This is a genomic window from Pseudomonas sp. 31 R 17, from assembly GCF_900004915.1.
Taxonomy (GTDB): Bacteria; Pseudomonadota; Gammaproteobacteria; order Pseudomonadales; family Pseudomonadaceae; genus Aquipseudomonas; species Aquipseudomonas orientalis_A.
On the sequence record NZ_CVTN01000041.1, the window covers coordinates 21,285 to 39,319 of the forward strand.

An 18,035-nucleotide genomic window follows, 5' to 3' on the forward strand; every position below is an offset into this window, starting at 1 on the left:
AGCAGCCCCAGGTTGCGAGCTACAAGCTGTAGGAAAAAGCAGCTTGGCTTGCAGCTTGGGGCTAGAAGCTTGTCGCAAATAGAGGATCTATTTTCATGACACAGAAATTTGACGTTGTAGTGATTGGTGCAGGCCCTGGCGGCTATGTTGCCGCCATCAAGGCTGCACAACTGGGCCTCTCGACTGCTTGCATCGAAAAATACACCGACAAGGAAGGCAAACTGGCGCTGGGCGGTACCTGCCTGAACGTCGGTTGCATTCCTTCCAAGGCGCTGCTGGACAGCTCCTGGAAATTCCACGAAGCCCAGGATGGTTTCGCGATCCACGGTATCAACCATGCCGGCGTGACCATGGACGTGCCCGCGATGGTCGGCCGTAAAGCCAACATCGTCAAAGGCCTGACTTCCGGCGTTGCCACCTTGTTCAAGGCCAATGGCGTGACTTCCCTGCAAGGCCACGGCAAGCTGCTGGCCGGCAAGAAAGTTGAAATCACCAAGCCGGACGGCTCGGTTGAAGTCATCGAAGCCGAAAACGTGATCCTGGCACCCGGTTCGCGTCCAATCGATATTCCACCGGCTCCAGTCGATCAGAACGTGATCGTCGATTCGACCGGCGCCCTGGAATTCCAGGCCGTGCCCAAGCGCCTGGGTGTGATCGGCGCCGGCGTCATCGGCCTGGAGCTGGGTTCGGTATGGTCCCGCCTGGGTTCGCAAGTGACCGTGCTCGAAGCCCTGGACACCTTCCTGCTGGCCGCCGACACCGCCGTGTCCAAGGAAGCCTACAAGACCCTGACCAAACAGGGTCTGGACATCAAGCTGGGCGCGCGCGTTACCGGTTCCAAGGTCAACGGCGAAGAAGTTGTCGTGACCTACACCGACAAGGAAGGCGAGCAGACCATCACCTTCGACAAGCTGATCGTAGCCGTCGGTCGTCGCCCCGTGACCACCGACCTGCTGGCCTCCGACAGCGGCGTGAGCATCGATGAGCGTGGTTTCATCCACGTTGACGATCATTGCGCAACCACCGTACCGGGCGTTTATGCGATCGGCGACGTGGTTCGTGGCATGATGCTGGCCCACAAGGCTTCCGAAGAAGGCATCATGGTGGTCGAGCGCATCAAGGGTCACAAGACCCAGATGAACTACGACCTGATTCCATCGGTTATCTACACCCACCCGGAAATCGCATGGGTCGGCAAGAACGAACAGCAGTTGAAAGCTGAAGGCGTTGAAGTTAACGTCGGCACCTTCCCGTTCGCCGCTTCTGGCCGTGCCATGGCAGCCAACGACACCGGTGGTTTTGTCAAAGTCATCGCTGATGCCAAGACTGACCGCGTATTGGGCGTCCACGTGATTGGTCCAAGCGCTGCAGAACTGGTTCAGCAAGGCGCTATCGGTATGGAATTCGGCACCAGTGCCGAGGACCTGGGCATGATGGTCTTCTCCCATCCAACCCTGTCCGAAGCGTTGCACGAAGCAGCGTTGGCAGTGAATGGCGGCGCCATCCACATTGCCAACCGCAAGAAGCGCTAAGCGAGATAATAAGAAACCACGGCGGAGTTGCCCGTCGTGAGCCTTGCGCGCAAGACTCACCGCGGAATATCCGCTGGACGCAGCCTTGTGCAGCTTTACGGGCCATAAGCCCCGCAGGTTGCGCAAGCAGCAGTCACAGGTGGTGCGGCACTCATAATGAGCGCAGCGCCGAATGCGCAGTACCTAACGAAGACGGTAAAAAGCATGAATCTTCACGAGTATCAGGGTAAGCAGCTGTTCGCTGAATACGGCCTGCCAGTTTCCAAGGGCTACGCAGTAGACACCCCGGAAGCAGCAGCAGAAGCTTGCGACAAAATCGGCGGCAGCGAGTGGGTTGTCAAAGCCCAGGTCCACGCCGGTGGTCGCGGTAAAGCGGGCGGCGTCAAGCTGGTTCGCAGCAAAGAAGACGCCAAGGCCTTCGCACAGCAGTGGCTGGGCAAGCGTCTGGTGACTTACCAGACTGATGCCAATGGCCAGCCAGTCACCAAGATCCTGGTTGAATCGTGCACTGATATCGCTAAAGAGCTGTACCTGGGCGCTGTCGTTGACCGTTCGAGCCGTCGCATCGTGTTCATGGCGTCCACCGAAGGTGGCGTGGACATCGAGAAGATCGCTCACGAAACCCCGGAAAAAATTCTGAAGGCCACTATCGATCCACTGGTTGGCGCTCAGCCATTCCAGGGTCGCGAGCTGGCTTTCCAGCTGGGTCTGGAAGGCAAGCAAGTTGCCCAGTTCGCCAAGATCTTCGTCGGTCTGGCCAAACTGTTCCAGGATCACGATCTGGCCCTGCTGGAAGTGAACCCGCTGGTGATCAAGGCTGACGGCGATCTGCACTGCCTCGACGCCAAGATCAACATCGACGCCAACGCCATGTACCGTCAGCCAAAGCTGAAGACTTTCCACGATCCGTCGCAAGACGATCCGCGCGAAGCGCACGCTGCCAAGTTCGAACTGAACTATGTAGCGCTGGAAGGTAACATCGGCTGCATGGTCAACGGTGCCGGTCTGGCCATGGGTACCATGGACATCGTCAACCTGCATGGCGGCAAGCCAGCCAACTTCCTCGACGTAGGCGGTGGCGCTACCAAGGAACGCGTAACCGAAGCGTTCAAGATCATCCTGTCCGACTCCAACGTCGCAGCAGTACTGGTCAACATCTTCGGCGGCATCGTTCGTTGCGACATGATTGCCGAAGGCATCATCGGTGCAGTGAAAGAAGTCGGCGTTAAAATCCCGGTTGTTGTTCGCCTTGAAGGTAACAACGCTGAACTGGGCGCTAAAGTACTGGCAGAAAGCGGTTTGAACATCATCGCGGCTACCAGCCTGACCGACGCTGCTCAACAAGTTGTCAAAGCTGCGGAGGGCAAGTAATGAGCGTCCTGATCAATAAAGACACCAAAGTTATCTGCCAGGGTATTACCGGTTCGCAAGGTAGTTTCCACACCCAGCAAGCCATCGAGTACGGCACCCAGATGGTTGGCGGCGTAACGCCGGGCAAAGGCGGCACCGAGCACCTGGGCCTGCCAGTGTTCAACACCGTGAAAGAAGCAGTAGAAGCCACTGGCGCCACCGCCAGCGTGATCTACGTTCCAGCTCCTTTCTGCAAGGACTCGATCCTGGAAGCGGCCTTCGGCGGCATCAAGCTGATCGTGTGCATCACCGAAGGCATTCCTACCCTGGACATGCTGGACGCCAAGGTTAAGTGCGACGAACTGGGTATCACCCTGATCGGCCCTAACTGCCCAGGCGTGATCACCCCAGGCGAATGCAAGATCGGCATCATGCCGGGTCACATTCACTTGCCAGGTAAAGTCGGTATCGTTTCCCGTTCCGGCACCCTGACCTACGAAGCTGTGAAGCAGACCACTGACGCCGGTTTCGGTCAGTCGACTTGCGTCGGCATCGGCGGTGACCCGATCCCGGGCTCCAACTTCATCGACATCCTGAAGCTGTTCCAGGAAGACCCGAAGACCGAAGCGATCGTGATGATCGGTGAGATCGGCGGTTCGGCTGAAGAAGAAGCGGCTGCCTACATCAAGGCACACGTGACCAAGCCGGTTGTTTCCTACATCGCTGGTGTGACTGCCCCTGCGGGCAAGCGCATGGGCCATGCTGGCGCAATCATCTCCGGCGGCAAAGGCACTGCAGACGAGAAATTCGCTGCGCTGCAAGACGCAGGTGTGAAAACCGTGCGTTCGCTGGCAGACATCGGCAAGGCCCTGGCCGAGCTGACCGGTTGGGCCGTCAAGTAAGCCTCGCGCTTAGCTGACGCTTCACCCCACAAAGGCCACCTTCGGGTGGCCTTTGTGCATTCTGGGCTCAGCAAAGTACCTGAGCTTGGTGAAGATCCAAATGTGGGAGGGGGCTTGCCCCCGATTGCGGGGGGTCGGTCATGATGATGTGACTGAACCACCGCTATCGGGGGCAAGCCCCCTCCCACATTTTTTTTGTGTGTATGGCTAGATTAAGTATGAAAACGCGACATTTGAATGTCGCTTATCGGACAGTGCGCCCCGCAACAGTGCGTTTGTCGGTCTAATTCTGTACTCTAGCCGCCTCTTTATGCGCCCGTATCCCAAAAGGAAGCTGCGCGCCAGACCGGTCGGCCCCCATAAGGGCCGGCGGTATTTCCCTCATCCACAGGGAATCCCCCTCTAAATTCCGATTCAGTAGTGTGGTATTTCCTCAAAATGAAAGTGTTGAAAAGCCAGGATATCCTGGCGTTAGGCTTTATGACCTTTGCCCTGTTCGTGGGCGCCGGGAACATCATCTTCCCGCCTATCGTTGGTTTGCAGTCCGGGCCTCACGTGTGGATGGCGGCCCTGGGGTTCCTGATTACGGCAGTCGGCCTGCCGGTCGTCACCGTGATCGCGTTGGCCAAGGTCGGCGGCGGTATGGATGCGTTGAGCAGCCCGATCGGCAAGATCGCCGGTGGCCTGCTGGCGGCGGCGGCGTACCTGGCGGTAGGGCCGCTGTTCGCCACGCCGCGCACGGCCACCGTCTCGTTCGAAGTGGGCCTGGCGCCGCTGACCGGGGAAAGCCCGCTGGCGCTGTTCCTCTACAGTTCGGTGTACTTCCTGGTGGTGTTCTTTGTCTCCCTGTATCCGGGTCGACTGTTGGATACCGTCGGCCGTTTTCTCGCGCCGCTGAAGATCATCGCGTTGGCCATCCTCGGCGTTGCCGCGTTTGCCTTGCCGGCCGGTGAGGTCGGTGTCGCCACGCCGGAATACGTCGCTGCGCCGTTCTCCCAGGGCTTTATCAATGGCTACCTGACCATGGATACCCTCGGCGCGCTGGTATTTGGCATCGTCATCGTCAACGCGATTCGCTCCCGTGGCGTTGAGTCGCCCAAGCTGATCACGCGTTACGCGATCATTGCCGGGCTGATTGCCGGCGTGGGCCTGGCGCTGGTGTATGTCAGCCTGTTCCGTCTGGGTTCGGGCAGCCATGAAGTCGCCGCCGGGGCGGCCAATGGTGCCGCTGTATTGCATGCCTATGTGCAACATACCTTCGGTTCCCTGGGCAGCGGCTTCCTCGCTGTGCTGATCTCCCTGGCGTGCCTGGTGACCGCTGTGGGCCTGACCTGTGCCTGTGCCGAGTACTTCAGCAAAGTCCTGCCGCTGTCCTACAAGACCCTGGTGGTGATCCTCGCGCTGTTCTCGCTGTTCGTGTCCAACCTGGGCCTGACCAAGCTGATCGCGTTTTCCATTCCGGTGCTTACTGCGATCTACCCGCCGTGCATCGTGTTGGTGGCTTTGAGCTTCTGTAAAGACTTCTGGCAGGAGCAGGGCCGTATCGTGGGTCCGGTGATGCTGGTGTCGTTCATCTTCGGCTGCATTGATGCACTCAAGGGCGCGGGCCTGGCTGACTGGATGCCGGCGCAGCTGGCTAATTTGCCGCTTAGCGAGCAAGGCCTGGCGTGGCTGGTGCCGTCGGTGATGGTGCTGGTTGTAGCGGTGGTGGTTGATCGCATGTTGGGCAAGCGCAGCGAAGCCATCGCATAATAGCGGTTCAACGCATTACCGAAATGCCCCGTATCAATCGATACGGGGCATTTTTTATGCTTGAGAGGCTACGACCTTCTAAAGTTGAAATACTTAAAAAATGTGGAAGGGGCTGGCCCTAATGCCAGTCAGGTAGGAGCGAGCTTGCTCGCGAAAAACTCACAGCCACCGCGTTCATTCAGAAAGCACGCTTTATCGTTGACGTTTTTCGCGAGCAAGCTCGCTCCTACAGACGGCGAGCAGCAAGCAATCGGGGGCAAGCCCCCTCCCACATTTTGAAAGCATTCAGTTATCCAACACCGTGTAAAAGGACCCACATGTCGTTTGTCCAAACCAATCAAGCCCACCTGCTCGCCGCCCTATGGTTCATTCTTTGCTGGGGCGGCTATACCCGTTACGCCACCTGGAAGGCCCGGGACACCGCCTGCCTGGCCAGCGTGTTGCACCTGTATCGCGAAGACTGGATGCGTCGCATGCTGCTGCGCGATAACCGCATCGCCGATGCCAGTGTGATCGGTAACCTGGAGCGTAACGCCTCGTTCTTCGCCTCCAGCACGTTGATCATCCTCGCCGGCATCCTGACCGTGCTGGGTGCCTCGGAGCGAGCCGTGTCATTGCTGGCGGATATCCCCTTGGTACAGCAGGCCTCCCAGGGCATGTCGGAAATTAAGTTGCTGTGCCTGGCGCTGGTGTTTGTCTACGCGTTCTTCACCTTCAGCTGGTGCATGCGCCAATACAACTTCGCCGCCGTGCTGGTGGGCTCGGCACCGATGATTGGTGAGCGGCATGTGTCGGAGCAGGAGCGCAATGCATTTGCCTTGCGCGCGGCGCGGGTGATTTCGATGGCGGCCAACCAGTTCAACTTCGGCTTGCGGGCGTATTACTTCGGCATGACCATGCTGGCCTGGTTCGTCAGCCCCTGGTTGTTCATGTTGATGAGCAGCGGGGTGGTGCTGGTGCTGTACCGCCGTGAGTTTCACTCCGACGTTTTGCAGGTGATGGTGTATACGCCGACGAATATGCACGCCCAGGACCCGGCAAAAGAGAGCGTGATTTAAAAGCCTGCATAAACAGCAGACAAAGAAAAGCCCGCTCTATAAGCGGGCTATCTTTTACAGCACTACAGCTTTACGCCATGCAATTACTGCTTGGCAGGCTCTGCAGGTGTAGCAGCAGGTGCGGCAGGTGCAGCTTCTTTAGCGGCGGCAGCATTCGATTCAGCCTGAGCTTTGGCAGCTTCAGCGTTTTCTTTTGCAGCGTCGTTCACTTTATCCTGTGCTTTCGCCATGTCTTGCTGAGCTTGCTCAGAATGTGCGGCGGCATCCTGGGCTTTGTCTTCGGATTTCTTGTCGCAGGCAGCCAGGCCGAGGGCAGCGGCCAGCATCATGGAAATAGCTAATGTGTTGCGCATGGGTGTTTCTCCTTATTGAAGATATCTACTGGCCTTTCGAACTCAAGGGGCCAGCATTAGTTCCTTTTGTTCCACAGATATATAAAGCTTTTTCGCCAGGAACTTTCCAAATTATTACCTATCCTGCTCCCCCACACTAATAAGAATTTAAAAACCATGACCCAGACCCCCTTGTTAGACCGAGCCACCCGCTTCGTTTCGGCGCTTCGCCACTGCCATGTACTGGGGATAACCGTCCACGCAGCGACGGGGGAGGGCATGACCCTGGTGTTGCCCTATGGCGCGCACATAGTGGGTGATCCCCGCAGCGGCATCATCCACGGTGGTGCGCTGACGTCATTGATGGACACCGCCTGCGGCCTGGCCACGCTGTGCGTACTGCCCGAGTTCGAGGTCTGCCCGACCCTGGATTTGCGCATCGACTACATGCATCCCGCCGAGCCGCATAAGCCGGTGTATGGCTTTGCCCAATGCTACCGGGTAACCACCGATGTAATCTTCACCCGCGGCTTCGCCTATCAGGACGACCCGCAGCAGCCCATTGCCCATGTGGTGGGCACATTCATGCGCATGGGCAAGCATCTCAAGGACAGCCAGGGCATGGGCGGCGCGATCAAGGGAGAGCAGGCATGAGCCATCGATTCAAGACGTATCTGGAGCAAGCACTTGAGCGCGGCGATTACGCGGCACTGCTCGATCTGGTTCCCTACGCAAAGCTGATTGGCGTCGAATGCACACGCTCGGGGGACGAACTGTTGTTTCGCCTGCCGGCCAACAAAGACAATATTGGTAACCCTATATTACCGGCGCTGCACGGCGGGGTAATCGCCGGCTTCATGGAGCTGTCGGCGGCCTTGCACTTGCTGGTATTCACCGGCGCCCCTGGCCTGCCGAAAATCATCGATTTTTCCCTGGATTACCTGCGCGCCGGCCAGTTTCGCGACACCTACGCCACCTGCCAGGTGTGCCGCCAGGGCAGGCGTGTCGCCAATGTGGCGGTCACCGCCTGGCAAACGGCCCCCACTGAACCGATTGCCACCGCTCGCGCCCATTTCAAGATCGAGGAATTGCCGCTCTTGAAATCCCGGTCTTAGCCCCCAACTTTGATGACAACCCGCCGCCAACCCTTTCGGGCGCGGCCACTGCCATCCAATTGGAGTTTGATGACCATGAGTGTGGAAACTCAAAAGGAAACCCTGGGCTTCCAGACCGAGGTGAAGCAACTGCTGCACCTCATGATCCATTCGTTGTATTCCAACAAGGAAATTTTCCTTCGCGAATTGATCTCGAACGCCTCTGACGCTGTCGACAAATTACGTTTCGAAGCCCTGTCCAAGCCTGAGTTGCTGGAAGGTGGCGCCGAACTGAAAATCCGTGTGAGCTACGACAAAGACGCCAAGACCGTCACCCTCGAAGACAACGGTATCGGCATGAGCCGTGAGGACGCGATCACCCACCTGGGCACCATCGCCAAATCCGGCACCGCAGATTTCATGAAGAACCTGTCTGGCGACCAGAAAAAAGATTCGCACCTGATCGGCCAATTCGGCGTGGGCTTCTATTCGGCTTTCATCGTCGCCGACAAGGTTGAAGTGTTCAGCCGCCGTGCCGGCCTTGACGCCAGCGAAGGCGTGCACTGGGCGTCCAAAGGTGAGGGCGAGTTTGAAATCGCCACCCTCGACAAGCCTGATCGTGGCACCCGTATCGTGCTGCACCTCAAGGATGGTGAAGACGAATTCGCCGATGGCTGGCGCCTGCGCAACATCATCAAGAAGTACTCCGACCACATCGCCTTGCCGATCGAGCTGCCCAAGGAACAGGCTGCCGGCGAAGGTGAGGAGAAGCCGGCCGAGGAATGGGAAACCGTCAACCGCGCCAGTGCCTTGTGGACCCGTCCGCGTACCGAGATCAAGGACGAGGAATACCAGGAGTTCTACAAGCACATCGGTCACGACTACGAAAACCCGCTGAGCTGGAGCCACAACAAGGTCGAAGGCAAGCTGGAATACAGCTCGCTGCTCTACGTGCCGGCGCGTGCGCCGTTTGACCTGTACCAGCGCGAAGCGCCGAAGGGCCTGAAGCTTTACGTACAGCGTGTGTTCGTGATGGACCAGGCAGAATCGTTCCTGCCGCTGTACCTGCGCTTTATCAAGGGTGTGGTCGACTCCAACGACCTGTCGCTGAACGTGTCGCGGGAGATCCTGCAGAAAGACCCGATCATCGATTCCATGAAGTCGGCGCTGACCAAGCGCGTACTCGACATGCTGGAAAAACTGGCGAAGAACGAGCCTGAAAAATACCAGGGCTTCTGGAAAAACTTCGGCCAGGTCATGAAAGAAGGCCCGGCGGAAGATTTTGCCAACAAGGAAAAAATTGCCGGCCTGCTGCGTTTTGCTTCGACTCAAGGTGAAGACGGCGAACAGGTTGTGTCGCTGGCCGACTACCTGGCACGCGCCAAGGAAGGTCAGGACAAGATCTACTACCTCACCGGCGAAACCTACGCTCAGGTCAAGAACAGCCCGCACCTGGAAGTCTTCCGCAAGAAAGGCATCGAGGTCCTGCTGCTGACCGACCGTATCGATGAGTGGCTGATGAGCTACCTCACCGAGTTCGACGGCAAATCCTTTGTGGACGTGGCACGCGGCGACCTGGACCTGGGTAATCTGGACTCCGAGGAAGACAAGAAAGCCGCCGAGGAAGTCGCCAAGTCCAAGGAAGGCCTGGTTGAGCGGATCAAGGCATCCCTGGGTGAGGCGGTCAGCGAAGTGCGGGTTTCCCATCGCCTGACCGACTCTCCGGCGATCCTGGCCATTGGCGAACAGGACCTGGGCATGCAGATGCGTCAGATCCTTGAAGCCAGCGGCCAGAAGGTGCCGGATTCCAAGCCGATCTTCGAATTCAACCCGGCTCACCCACTGATCGAGAAACTCGACGGTGAGCAGAGCGAGGAGCGTTTTGGCGACCTGTCGCACATCCTCTTTGACCAGGCGGCCCTGGCCGCTGGCGACAGCCTCAAGGACCCGGCCGCTTATGTGCGCCGACTGAACAAGCTGTTGGTTGAACTGTCGGTTTAACACCGTTGTAGAAAAAACCCGCTTCGGCGGGTTTTTTCGTTCAATCCCTCCCAACTGGAGAAAATGATGAGCCAAGTCACAGTACGTTCCGTGGTCTATCAGATTGATGGCCAGTCTTATGAAAGCCGCCTGGCGTTCGATGCCAGCCACCAGGGCCCGCTGCCGGGGCTGCTGATGGCGCCGAACTGGATGGGCGTGAGCGCGGGTGCCGAAGAAATCGCCAAGAGCGTTGCCGGCAAAGGTTACGTGGTGCTGATTGCCGACTTGTATGGGCAAACGGTGCGGCCGACCAATGGCGATGAAGCTGGCGCGGCGATGATGCCGTTGAAAAATGATCGTGCGTTGTTGAACAAGCGTATGCACGCGGCCTTTGAACAACTGCAAGGCCAGACCGAGGCAGCGGTGGATACGTCGAAACTGGCGACCTTCGGTTTCTGCTTCGGTGGCTGCTGCTCCCTGGAATTGGCCCGTACCGGCGCGCCGGTGAGAGCGGCTATCTCGTTCCACGGCACCCTCGACACGCCGAACCCCGCGGATGCGAAGAACATCAAGGGTTCAGTGCTGGTGCTGCATGGCGCGTCCGACCCACTGGTGCCGAAAGAACAACTGCCGGCGTTCGAAGATGAAATGAACGCAGCGGGTGTGGATTGGCAACTGCTCAGCTACGGTGGCGCGGTGCATTCCTTCACGGACCCCCATGCCAATGTGCCGGGCAAGATGATGTACGACGCCAGGACCGCTGCGCGGGCGTTCCAGTCGATGCATAACTTGCTGGATGAAGTGTTCAAGGGCTGATTCTTCAGCGCCTGTCCGGGCATCATCGGGGGCAAGTCGAATCGTCGCACCGCCCCTCCCACACTTGAATTGTGAATACATCCAAAATGTGGGAGGGGGCTTGCCCCCGATGGCTATTTCACAGGCAACTCAATTCTTTCTGACGCCCCTGCACAGTGAGCCAATCCCCAGCCGCCCATCGCTGCCGCGCCTGCTCGAACGGAAGTTCGCGTTATTGGCTGAAGGCGCCCTCCGAAAGTGTTGTCTCAATGCTGACTTCGGCCGTGGTCATCAGTTTGTGCACCGGGCACTTGTCGGCGACGCGGTGCAGCTCATCACGCTGAGCGTCGGTGAGCACGCCCTTGAGGGTCAACTTGACGTTGAGCGTGTATTTACCTTTTTGCTCTTCGGCGGCGTCGTGGGTAACTTCTACCGTAACGCCGGTGAGCGGAATGTCTTTCTTCTGTGCGTAGAGTCTGACGGTCAAGGCTTTGCACGACGCCAGCGCGGCATCGAAATAGTCGTGAGGAGAGGGGGCGGAATCATCACCGCCCAGGCTCTTGGGCAGGTCGGTAAACAGCTCGTGGTTGTTGATGGCGACGCTGTGACGGAAATTTTCGGCGTTCAGCGTATTGACGGTAACAGGCATGGCGAACCTCACAAGGTTTGGATGACGGTCATGCAGTAATAGAGCATGCCGGCACCTGGGGGTTCCAGGTTTTTGTCCTTGCTGAACCCTGATGCGCGGGGCAGGGTCTACCCGTATCAGTTCCTATCGAGGTATCACCGTGCTCTGGACCCGTGTGAGTTTTGCCCTGATGCTCGCCGCCAGCAGTCTTGCCGTGCAGGCCCGCGACTATGCCTACAGCGACGCCCACCTGCATTACGTGGACTTTTTCCAGGAAACCGCGGGCATGGACAAGCTGCTCAAGGCCATGACGGAAAATCGCATCGAGCATGTGATGATTTCCGGCATTCCTGTGGCCAAGAAATGGCACGAGGACGAACCCAAGCGCCCGCGCTATTACGCAGGCGACGATGCCGATGCCTACTGGTACAGCGCCACCGATGTGATCGTCGCCGCTGCGGTCAATAAGCTCGCCCCGGAACAGCGCCGGCACTTTCATCCGTTCCTGGCCGGTTTCAATCCCAACGACAAAAACTCTGCCGCCCACATCCAGCGCATGCTCGACCTCAACCCAGGGCTGTGGCAGGGCATTGGCGAAGTGTTTACCCGCCACGACGATCTCACCGCGCTGACCTCGGGTGATACGCCACGCGCCAACAACGAGGCCATGACGCGCATCTATCACTTGGCGGCGGAGAACGACCTGCCGGTGATGCTGCACTCCAACATCACCTCCAAGCGCGAGCGCAACCCGTTGTACCTGGCCGAAGTCGAGCAGCCGTTGCGCAACCACCCGCACACACGCTTCATCTGGGCCCACGCCGGTACCAGCAAGGAGATTCACCGCCATCAGGTGCAAATGGATTTCCTGCTGCCTACCCTGAGCCGCCTGCTCGAGGCTTACCCCAACCTGTATATCGACCTGTCCTGGAGCGTGCTCACGCCCTACCTGCTGGATGATGCGGGCAAGCCCAGGCCGGAGTGGGTCAAACTGGTGGAGCGCTTCCCTGATCGCTTCATGCTGGGCTCTGACGTGGTAGGGCGTTTCAACAAGCTGGGTAAGGAAATGCGCGGTTTTGACCCTTTCCTCGACGCATTACCTGAAGACATCGCCCACAAGGTCGCGCGGGATAACTTTCTGGCCATCCTGCCCAAGTCGACCCGCAATGAGGGCGTGCATTGAGGTCGGGTTTTGGTGTTGTGTAATTGAGGTGATCCTATCGCGCATAGGTATCTTCACAACGGTGTAGCGCCCAACGCAAACCGCGATGCGAAGCGAGCCGCTCTTGATCTTGCTCTGCTTTTGATCTTAGGCGCCCCGTTAAACCACGCTGGCCGAACGCAGGCTTGAATCCGTGGGCAACCCGGCAGGACGCCGGGTTAGCCGCACTGGGCCATGGATGGCCCATTGCGGCGGCCCACGGATTCAAGCCGGAGAGAGGGCACACCGAGCCTAAGCGAGGTGCCGAGTGGTGGGGCAAGAGCGTTTTGCTTACTTTTGCGCTTTTCAAAAGTGAGCCGCCGTAAGGGCGGAACCCATAGCAGCCGTTACCGCAGAAACGGATATGTACTCGGTCTGATCCGGCATCCTGGTCGGTCCAGAGGCCGCCATCGGGGGCAAGCCCCCTCCCACATTCGACCGCATTCTCCAGGCCAACTCGGCCAAATGTGAGAGGAGCGGTGCGCCGGCTCGACTTGCCCCCGATGCACGTGACTCGGTCTCATTCAATCGCCCATAAAAAAGCCCCGAACCAGTCGGGGCTTTTCATCGCTCAAGCGCCAGGCCTTACTTGCCCTGCCAGCGTTTCAGCACCAGGGTGGCGTTGGTGCCACCAAAGCCGAAGCTGTTGCTCATCACGGTGTCGATTTTCACATCTTCAACGGTCTTGGTCAGGATCGGCATATCGGCGACGACCGGGTCGATCTCGTCGATGTTGGCCGAGCCGGCCATGAAGTTGCCTTCCATCATCAGCAGGCAGTAGATCGCTTCGTGAACGCCGGCGGCGCCCAGGGAGTGACCCGACAGGCTCTTGGTGGAGCTGATTTTCGGCGCGTTGTCACCGAATACCGCACGCACGCCTTCCATCTCCTTGGCATCGCCGACCGGAGTCGAAGTGCCGTGGGTGTTCAGGTAGTCGATCGGGGTATCCACGGTGGACATGGCCATCTGCATGCAACGGATGGCGCCTTCACCGCTTGGCGCAACCATGTCGTAGCCGTCGGACGTCGCGCCGTAGCCAACGATTTCCGCGTAGATCTTCGCGCCACGGGCCAGAGCGTGTTCCAGCTCCTCGACCACCACCATGCCGCCACCGCCGGCGATGACGAAACCGTCACGCTTGGCGTCGTAGGCACGGGAGGCCTTCTCCGGGGTTTCGTTGTACTGGGTGGACAGCGCGCCCATGGCGTCGAACAGGAACGACTGGCTCCAGTGTTCTTCTTCACCGCCGCCGGCGAATACGATGTCCTGCTTGCCCAACTGGATCTGCTCAACGGCAGTCCCGATGCAATGGGCGCTGGTGGCGCAGGCGGAGGAGATCGAGTAGTTCACGCCCTTGATCGCGAACGGCGTGGCCAGGCAAGCCGAAACGGTGCTGCCCATGGTCCGCGTTACACGGTACGGGCCAACGCGTTTCACGCCTTTTTCGCGCAGGATGTCCAGCGCTTCCATCTGGTTCAGGGTGGATGCGCCGCCGGAGCCGGCGATCAGGCCGGTACGTACGTTCGACACCTGGTCTTCGCTCAGGCCGGAGTCGGCGATTGCGTCTTTCATGGCCAGGTAGGCGTAGGCGGCAGCGTGGCCGACGAAGCGATAGATCTTGCGATCGATCAGTTCTTCGAGGGGCAGGTCAATGGAGCCGGAAACCTGGCTACGCAGACCCATTTCGGCATATTCCGGGTTGAAGCGGATGCCAGGGCGACTTGCACGCAGGTTAGCGGTGACGGTCTCTTTGTCATTGCCCAGGCAAGAAACGATGCCCAGACCAGTGATAACGACGCGGCGCATGCGGATAACCCTTAAAAGTTGTCAGTGGAAGTGAATACGCCGACCCGAAGGCCTTCGGCAGTATAGATCTCGCGACCGTCGACAGTCACCGAACCGTCGGCGATGGCCAAGTTCAGCTTGCCCTTGAGGACGCGCTTGATTTGAATGTTGTAGGTGACTTTCTTGGCGGTCGGCAGGACCTGGCCAAAGAACTTCACTTCGCCCGAACCCAGGGCGCGACCGCGGCCCGGCAGGCCTTGCCAGCCCAGGTAGAAGCCGACCAGTTGCCACATGGCATCAAGGCCCAGGCAGCCCGGCATCACCGGATCGCCTTCGAAGTGGCAGGCAAAGAACCACAGATCAGGGGTGATATCCAGCTCGGCGACCAATTCACCTTTGCCGTACTTGCCACCTTCTTCGCTGATATGGGTGATGCGATCCACCATCAGCATGTTCGGGGCGGGCAGTTGCGCGTTACCTGGGCCGAACAGCTCACCGCGACTGCAGCGCAGCAGGTCTTCCCGGGTAAAGGCGTTTTGTTTGGTCATGCGAGCTCCTCAATAATCCCATGCGGCAGGGTAGGGCAAATCTTCCCGAACCGGATGAAGCGTTCATGCCTCATAGCGGCAGCCTACACATAGACTATTGCGTTGTAGTGAAAGTCACAGCGTCAAGGTACTCAATGTACACTTGTTCACTGAAATGTTAAACCGGACCTGTTTATCGGCCCGTTCGGGTGCCTAAGACTGCCGCACTTTCGTCCTCCACGCCAGTCGGAGTTGGCTTAGCCACGACTGCTAGTGCACCCAGCGCTGGAGGATTTGCTGCAAATCCGTGCGTTTGAACGGTTTGGCCAGGTAATCGTTCATTCCGGCTGCAAGACAGGCTTCGCGGTCGCCCTGCAAAGCATTGGCGGTCAAGGCGATAATCGGTAAATCGGCGCAGCCCGGCAGTCGGCGAATTCGCCGGGTGGCCTCGTAGCCGTCGATCAATGGCAGGCGGCAGTCCATCAGGATCGCGGTGAAGATCAGGCTTTCGGCGCTGCGGATCGCCTCGGCGCCATCGGTGGCCAGGCTGACTTCAAAACCCAGGCTGCGCAGCATGGCTTCGACCACGGTGCGGTTAACCGGGTTGTCTTCCACCAGCAGTATGTGCCGCCCGTCGCCGGCACTGGTCTTGCCCACGGCGTCTGGGGCGATGGCGGGCAGGCTTTGCTGATCAATAGCCAACGGAATTTCCAGGGTGAACACCGAGCCCCGGCCCTCTTCGCTTTGGGCGCGCAGGGTGCCGCCCATGCGTTCGGCCAGGGTGCGGGCGATCGGCAGGCCGAGGCCGGTGCCTCCGTAACGTCTTGAAATAGAGCTGTCGGCCTGCTGGAACGCATCGAACATCAGTTCCAGACGCTCGGCGCAAATACCGATACCGCTGTCGCGCACGGTGCAGGTGAACCACACCAGTTCATGGTCCAGGGTTTGCCAGTGGGCCTCCACGTGCACGGTACCGTGCTCGGTGAACTTCAAGGCGTTGCCGATCAGGTTTACCAGGATCTGCCGGATACGTGTCGGGTCACCGCACACCCGCAGGGCCTCCATGCCCGAGGGAATCGACAGCTCCAGGGCCAGCCCGCGCTGCTGCGCGCTGTGCTGGAACGCTTGGGCGCAACTGCTGATCAGCTCGGCCAGGTTGAAGGCAATATGTTCCAGCTCCAGCGCCGCCCGTTCGATGCGCGAGAAGTCGAGGATGTCGTTGATGACTTTGAGCAGGTGCTCGGTGGACTCGGAGGCCAGCGCCGCGTATTCGGCCTGCTCTTCGGTCATCTCGGTGGTTTCCAGCAGTTGCAGCATGCCCAGCACACCGTTCATCGGCGTGCGCAGCTCATGACTCATCATCGCCAGGAATTCGGACTTGGCATTGTTCGCCCGCTCGGCTTCCTCGCGGGTCTGGATCAATTGCGCCATGGCCTGCTGCTGCTCGCGGCTGGCCTGATTGAGGCCCGCGGCCAGGTTGTTGATGTGCCGTGCCAGGTCGCCCAGTTCGGAGTCGTCGACAATCGGCAGCGGCGTCTTGTAGTCGCCTTGCTGGATCGCCTTCACCGCATGCCCCATGGCGCTGATCGGTTGCGACAGGCTGGCGGCCAGGCGTCGCGCCAGCAGGAAGGTAAACAGCAGGGCGAACAGCGCCAGAATGCCGGCCTTGAACAGGATTTCCTGCTGGCGCTGACTGAACGCGTCATTGGACATACCGACAATCACCCGGCCCAGGTAGTCCGCTCGCGGCGCCTTGGGTTCGTTGAGGTTGTCCTGGAAGAAGTCATTGCCCAGCTGGATATGCTGCAGGCGGATCGGCGCCTGGAACACTTTTACCGAGAGTGAACGGTCGTGCTTCTCCGACGGCTGCTCGACGTACACCAGAATGTTCTCGGCGCTGTCCTGGATCTCCAGGAAGCGCACGTGGGGCGTGGCCAGCGTCGCGCGCAGCAAGGCGTCGAGCACATCGTTGTTGCCGGAAATAACGCCGTATTCGGTGGCAGGCGCCAGTTGGTTGGCGATCAACTGGCCGGTGTGGTCCAGCTCCTGGCGCAAGTCCTGGATACGCACGAAGGTAAAGAAGCTGATCAACAGCAAGGTCAGCAGCAGCGCAGGCCCCAGGGTGATGAGTTGGGTGCGGGTGTTGATGTCCCAGCGACGGCGCAAGGTCATGGGCGTTCATCTCCTTCGGCCAGGCGGGCGGCGACGGCAGCTTCGTCGACCTGTTCGATGCCCAGTGAGCGTGCGACTTGCGGATTGCCTGCCACTTTGAAGTGTTGCGGGTACAGCGTGCGCGGCCAGGTGGCCGGCGGATGGTCGAGCAGGCGATCGAGTACGGCGAGCCAGTCGGACTGGTCGCTGTAGGTGCTGGCCAGGCTGCCTGCGCGGACAAACCCGGCATTGGGCCCTATCAGCGGCAATTGCTGGGCATAGCTGCTCAGCAACAGGTTCTTGGCGGTTTTCGGGTTGTACAGTTGCGGGTCGTCCAGGCCCAGCAGCACGTCACTGTTCTTGAACAGGGTTTGCAGGGTGCGGCTGTCGTTGGTGTTGTCCCAGCGTTGGCGCACGATTTCCAGGCCCAGTGGCGCGGCGTACCGGTCAAGCTCAGGCAGCAGGAATTGGCTGTCGGCGCCGTAAAGCACGCCGATCCGCCGGGCCTGGGGCAGGATGTTGGCGATCAGGCGCAACTGGCGCGCCAGCGGCGGGTCGCTCCACAGCAGGCTGATTCTGGCCGGGCGCGCGTTGCCCAGGCGCTGGTGAGCTTGCAGGCGGCTGATGCGCAGCACCAGGGTCGGTGGCCCCTGGCTATCCTGCAAGCGCCAGTCGAGGCCGGGCAGGTCCAGCAGGATCAGGCGGGTAGTGGCGGGCAGATGGCTCGGCGCCGGCAAATCTGCAAGCAGGGTGAAGGTGACATGGTCTTCGGGGCGCTGCCGGGCGAGGGCCTGGGTAAACCCCTGGACACCGGCACTGTCCTCGGCGGCGGTCAGCAGGATATCGGCGCTCCACACCGGGGTGGTGAACAGCAGGCACACCAGCAGCAAGGCGCGCCGCCACAGCTGTGAAACAAGAGGGAGGGTCATCCGTGACTGATCGCCCATG

At 59.5% G+C, this 18,035-nt stretch carries 16 protein-coding genes; 10 read left to right on the forward strand and 6 right to left on the reverse strand.

The features are described from left to right. The first annotated feature begins 95 nt into the window (after nt 1-95). From lpdA to BFP89_RS03850, 5 genes are all read left to right on the forward strand, one after another. Nucleotides 96-1,532, forward strand: coding sequence for a dihydrolipoyl dehydrogenase (gene lpdA, locus BFP89_RS03830; protein ID WP_057722679.1), 1,437 nt, complete (start codon nt 96-98; stop codon nt 1,530-1,532). 204 nt (nt 1,533-1,736) lie between these two features. Beyond that, entirely contained in the window at nt 1,737-2,903 is a 1,167-nt protein-coding gene (sucC, locus tag BFP89_RS03835; RefSeq protein WP_003190011.1) for an ADP-forming succinate--CoA ligase subunit beta, read from the forward strand. Next, nucleotides 2,903-3,784 (forward strand): succinate--CoA ligase subunit alpha, encoded by an 882-nt coding sequence (gene sucD, locus BFP89_RS03840; protein WP_065884237.1) that lies wholly within the window; start codon nt 2,903-2,905, stop codon nt 3,782-3,784. The genes sucC and sucD overlap by 1 nt, the downstream gene beginning before the upstream one ends. Nucleotides 3,785-4,222: 438 nt before the next feature. Further along, nucleotides 4,223-5,536, forward strand: a complete 1,314-nt coding sequence (gene brnQ, locus BFP89_RS03845) for a branched-chain amino acid transport system II carrier protein (protein WP_065884277.1) — start codon at nt 4,223-4,225, stop codon at nt 5,534-5,536. 317 nt (nt 5,537-5,853) lie between these two features. Beyond that, nucleotides 5,854-6,594, forward strand: a complete 741-nt coding sequence (locus BFP89_RS03850) for a DUF599 domain-containing protein (RefSeq protein WP_065884239.1) — start codon at nt 5,854-5,856, stop codon at nt 6,592-6,594. Between the two features lie 83 nt (nt 6,595-6,677). Here the strand turns inward: BFP89_RS03850 and BFP89_RS03855 are convergent, their stop codons facing one another. Next, a complete protein-coding gene (locus BFP89_RS03855) occupies nt 6,678-6,947 on the reverse strand; it encodes a hypothetical protein (RefSeq protein WP_065884241.1) in 270 nt (89 codons plus the stop codon). A gap of 156 nt (nt 6,948-7,103) precedes the next feature. On the opposite strand from BFP89_RS03855, the gene BFP89_RS03860 reads away from it, so the two are divergent. The 4 genes from BFP89_RS03860 to BFP89_RS03875 all read left to right on the forward strand — a co-directional run bounded on the left by BFP89_RS03860 (nt 7,104) and on the right by BFP89_RS03875 (nt 10,816). Then, entirely contained in the window at nt 7,104-7,580 is a 477-nt protein-coding gene (locus tag BFP89_RS03860; RefSeq protein ID WP_065884242.1) for a PaaI family thioesterase, read from the forward strand. Next, a complete protein-coding gene (locus BFP89_RS03865) occupies nt 7,577-8,041 on the forward strand; it encodes a PaaI family thioesterase (RefSeq protein WP_065884244.1) in 465 nt (154 codons plus the stop codon). Before BFP89_RS03860 ends, BFP89_RS03865 begins: the two co-directional genes overlap by 4 nt. A 75-nt stretch (nt 8,042-8,116) precedes the next feature. Next, entirely contained in the window at nt 8,117-10,021 is a 1,905-nt protein-coding gene (htpG, locus tag BFP89_RS03870; protein ID WP_065884278.1) for a molecular chaperone HtpG, read from the forward strand. Between the two features lie 66 nt (nt 10,022-10,087). Then, on the forward strand, nt 10,088-10,816 hold the full coding sequence (locus BFP89_RS03875) for a dienelactone hydrolase family protein (protein ID WP_065884246.1): 729 nt from the start codon (nt 10,088-10,090) through the stop codon (nt 10,814-10,816). Nucleotides 10,817-11,027: 211 nt separating this feature from the next. Here BFP89_RS03875 and BFP89_RS03880 read toward each other — a convergent pair whose 3' ends face one another. After that, nucleotides 11,028-11,444, reverse strand: coding sequence for an OsmC family protein (locus tag BFP89_RS03880; RefSeq protein ID WP_065884248.1), 417 nt, complete (start codon nt 11,442-11,444; stop codon nt 11,028-11,030). A 169-nt stretch (nt 11,445-11,613) separates the two neighbouring features. On the opposite strand from BFP89_RS03880, the gene BFP89_RS03885 reads away from it, so the two are divergent. Continuing rightward, on the forward strand, nt 11,614-12,606 hold the full coding sequence (locus BFP89_RS03885; protein WP_065884279.1) for an amidohydrolase family protein: 993 nt from the start codon (nt 11,614-11,616) through the stop codon (nt 12,604-12,606). Nucleotides 12,607-13,209: 603 nt separating this feature from the next. On the opposite strand, the gene fabB is transcribed toward BFP89_RS03885, so the two are convergent. From fabB to BFP89_RS03905, 4 genes are all read right to left on the reverse strand, one after another. Next, complete coding sequence (gene fabB, locus BFP89_RS03890; protein ID WP_065884250.1) at nt 13,210-14,430, reverse strand: beta-ketoacyl-ACP synthase I; 1,221 nt, start codon at nt 14,428-14,430, stop codon at nt 13,210-13,212. A gap of 11 nt (nt 14,431-14,441) precedes the next feature. After that, nucleotides 14,442-14,957, reverse strand: coding sequence for a 3-hydroxyacyl-[acyl-carrier-protein] dehydratase FabA (fabA, locus tag BFP89_RS03895; protein ID WP_003210552.1), 516 nt, complete (start codon nt 14,955-14,957; stop codon nt 14,442-14,444). Nucleotides 14,958-15,206: 249 nt separating this feature from the next. Then, nucleotides 15,207-17,108: an ATP-binding protein gene (locus BFP89_RS03900; RefSeq protein WP_065884251.1), complete on the reverse strand. Its 1,902-nt coding sequence runs from the start codon at nt 17,106-17,108 to the stop codon at nt 15,207-15,209. Further along, nucleotides 17,105-18,034 carry an ABC transporter substrate-binding protein gene (locus BFP89_RS03905; RefSeq protein WP_065884253.1) on the reverse strand — a complete coding sequence of 310 codons (930 nt, stop codon included), beginning with the start codon at nt 18,032-18,034 and terminating at the stop codon, nt 17,105-17,107. The genes BFP89_RS03900 and BFP89_RS03905 overlap by 4 nt, the downstream gene beginning before the upstream one ends. Nucleotide 18,035 lies beyond the last annotated feature (1 nt).

What these genes read in the sequence shown, in the direction of transcription:
- lpdA (WP_057722679.1), top strand. Translation starts at nt 96, where the DNA reads ATGACACAGAAATTTGACGTTGTAGTGATTGGTGCAGGCCCTGGCGGC.
- sucC (WP_003190011.1), top strand. Translation starts at nt 1,737, where the DNA reads ATGAATCTTCACGAGTATCAGGGTAAGCAGCTGTTCGCTGAATACGGC.
- sucD (WP_065884237.1), top strand. Translation starts at nt 2,903, where the DNA reads ATGAGCGTCCTGATCAATAAAGACACCAAAGTTATCTGCCAGGGTATT.
- brnQ (WP_065884277.1), top strand. Translation starts at nt 4,223, where the DNA reads ATGAAAGTGTTGAAAAGCCAGGATATCCTGGCGTTAGGCTTTATGACC.
- BFP89_RS03850 (WP_065884239.1), top strand. Translation starts at nt 5,854, where the DNA reads ATGTCGTTTGTCCAAACCAATCAAGCCCACCTGCTCGCCGCCCTATGG.
- BFP89_RS03855 (WP_065884241.1), bottom strand. Translation starts at nt 6,947, where the DNA reads ATGCGCAACACATTAGCTATTTCCATGATGCTGGCCGCTGCCCTCGGC.
- BFP89_RS03860 (WP_065884242.1), top strand. Translation starts at nt 7,104, where the DNA reads ATGACCCAGACCCCCTTGTTAGACCGAGCCACCCGCTTCGTTTCGGCG.
- BFP89_RS03865 (WP_065884244.1), top strand. Translation starts at nt 7,577, where the DNA reads ATGAGCCATCGATTCAAGACGTATCTGGAGCAAGCACTTGAGCGCGGC.
- htpG (WP_065884278.1), top strand. Translation starts at nt 8,117, where the DNA reads ATGAGTGTGGAAACTCAAAAGGAAACCCTGGGCTTCCAGACCGAGGTG.
- BFP89_RS03875 (WP_065884246.1), top strand. Translation starts at nt 10,088, where the DNA reads ATGAGCCAAGTCACAGTACGTTCCGTGGTCTATCAGATTGATGGCCAG.
- BFP89_RS03880 (WP_065884248.1), bottom strand. Translation starts at nt 11,444, where the DNA reads ATGCCTGTTACCGTCAATACGCTGAACGCCGAAAATTTCCGTCACAGC.
- BFP89_RS03885 (WP_065884279.1), top strand. Translation starts at nt 11,614, where the DNA reads ATGCTCGCCGCCAGCAGTCTTGCCGTGCAGGCCCGCGACTATGCCTAC.
- fabB (WP_065884250.1), bottom strand. Translation starts at nt 14,430, where the DNA reads ATGCGCCGCGTCGTTATCACTGGTCTGGGCATCGTTTCTTGCCTGGGC.
- fabA (WP_003210552.1), bottom strand. Translation starts at nt 14,957, where the DNA reads ATGACCAAACAAAACGCCTTTACCCGGGAAGACCTGCTGCGCTGCAGT.
- BFP89_RS03900 (WP_065884251.1), bottom strand. Translation starts at nt 17,108, where the DNA reads ATGACCTTGCGCCGTCGCTGGGACATCAACACCCGCACCCAACTCATC.
- BFP89_RS03905 (WP_065884253.1), bottom strand. Translation starts at nt 18,034, where the DNA reads ATGGGCGATCAGTCACGGATGACCCTCCCTCTTGTTTCACAGCTGTGG.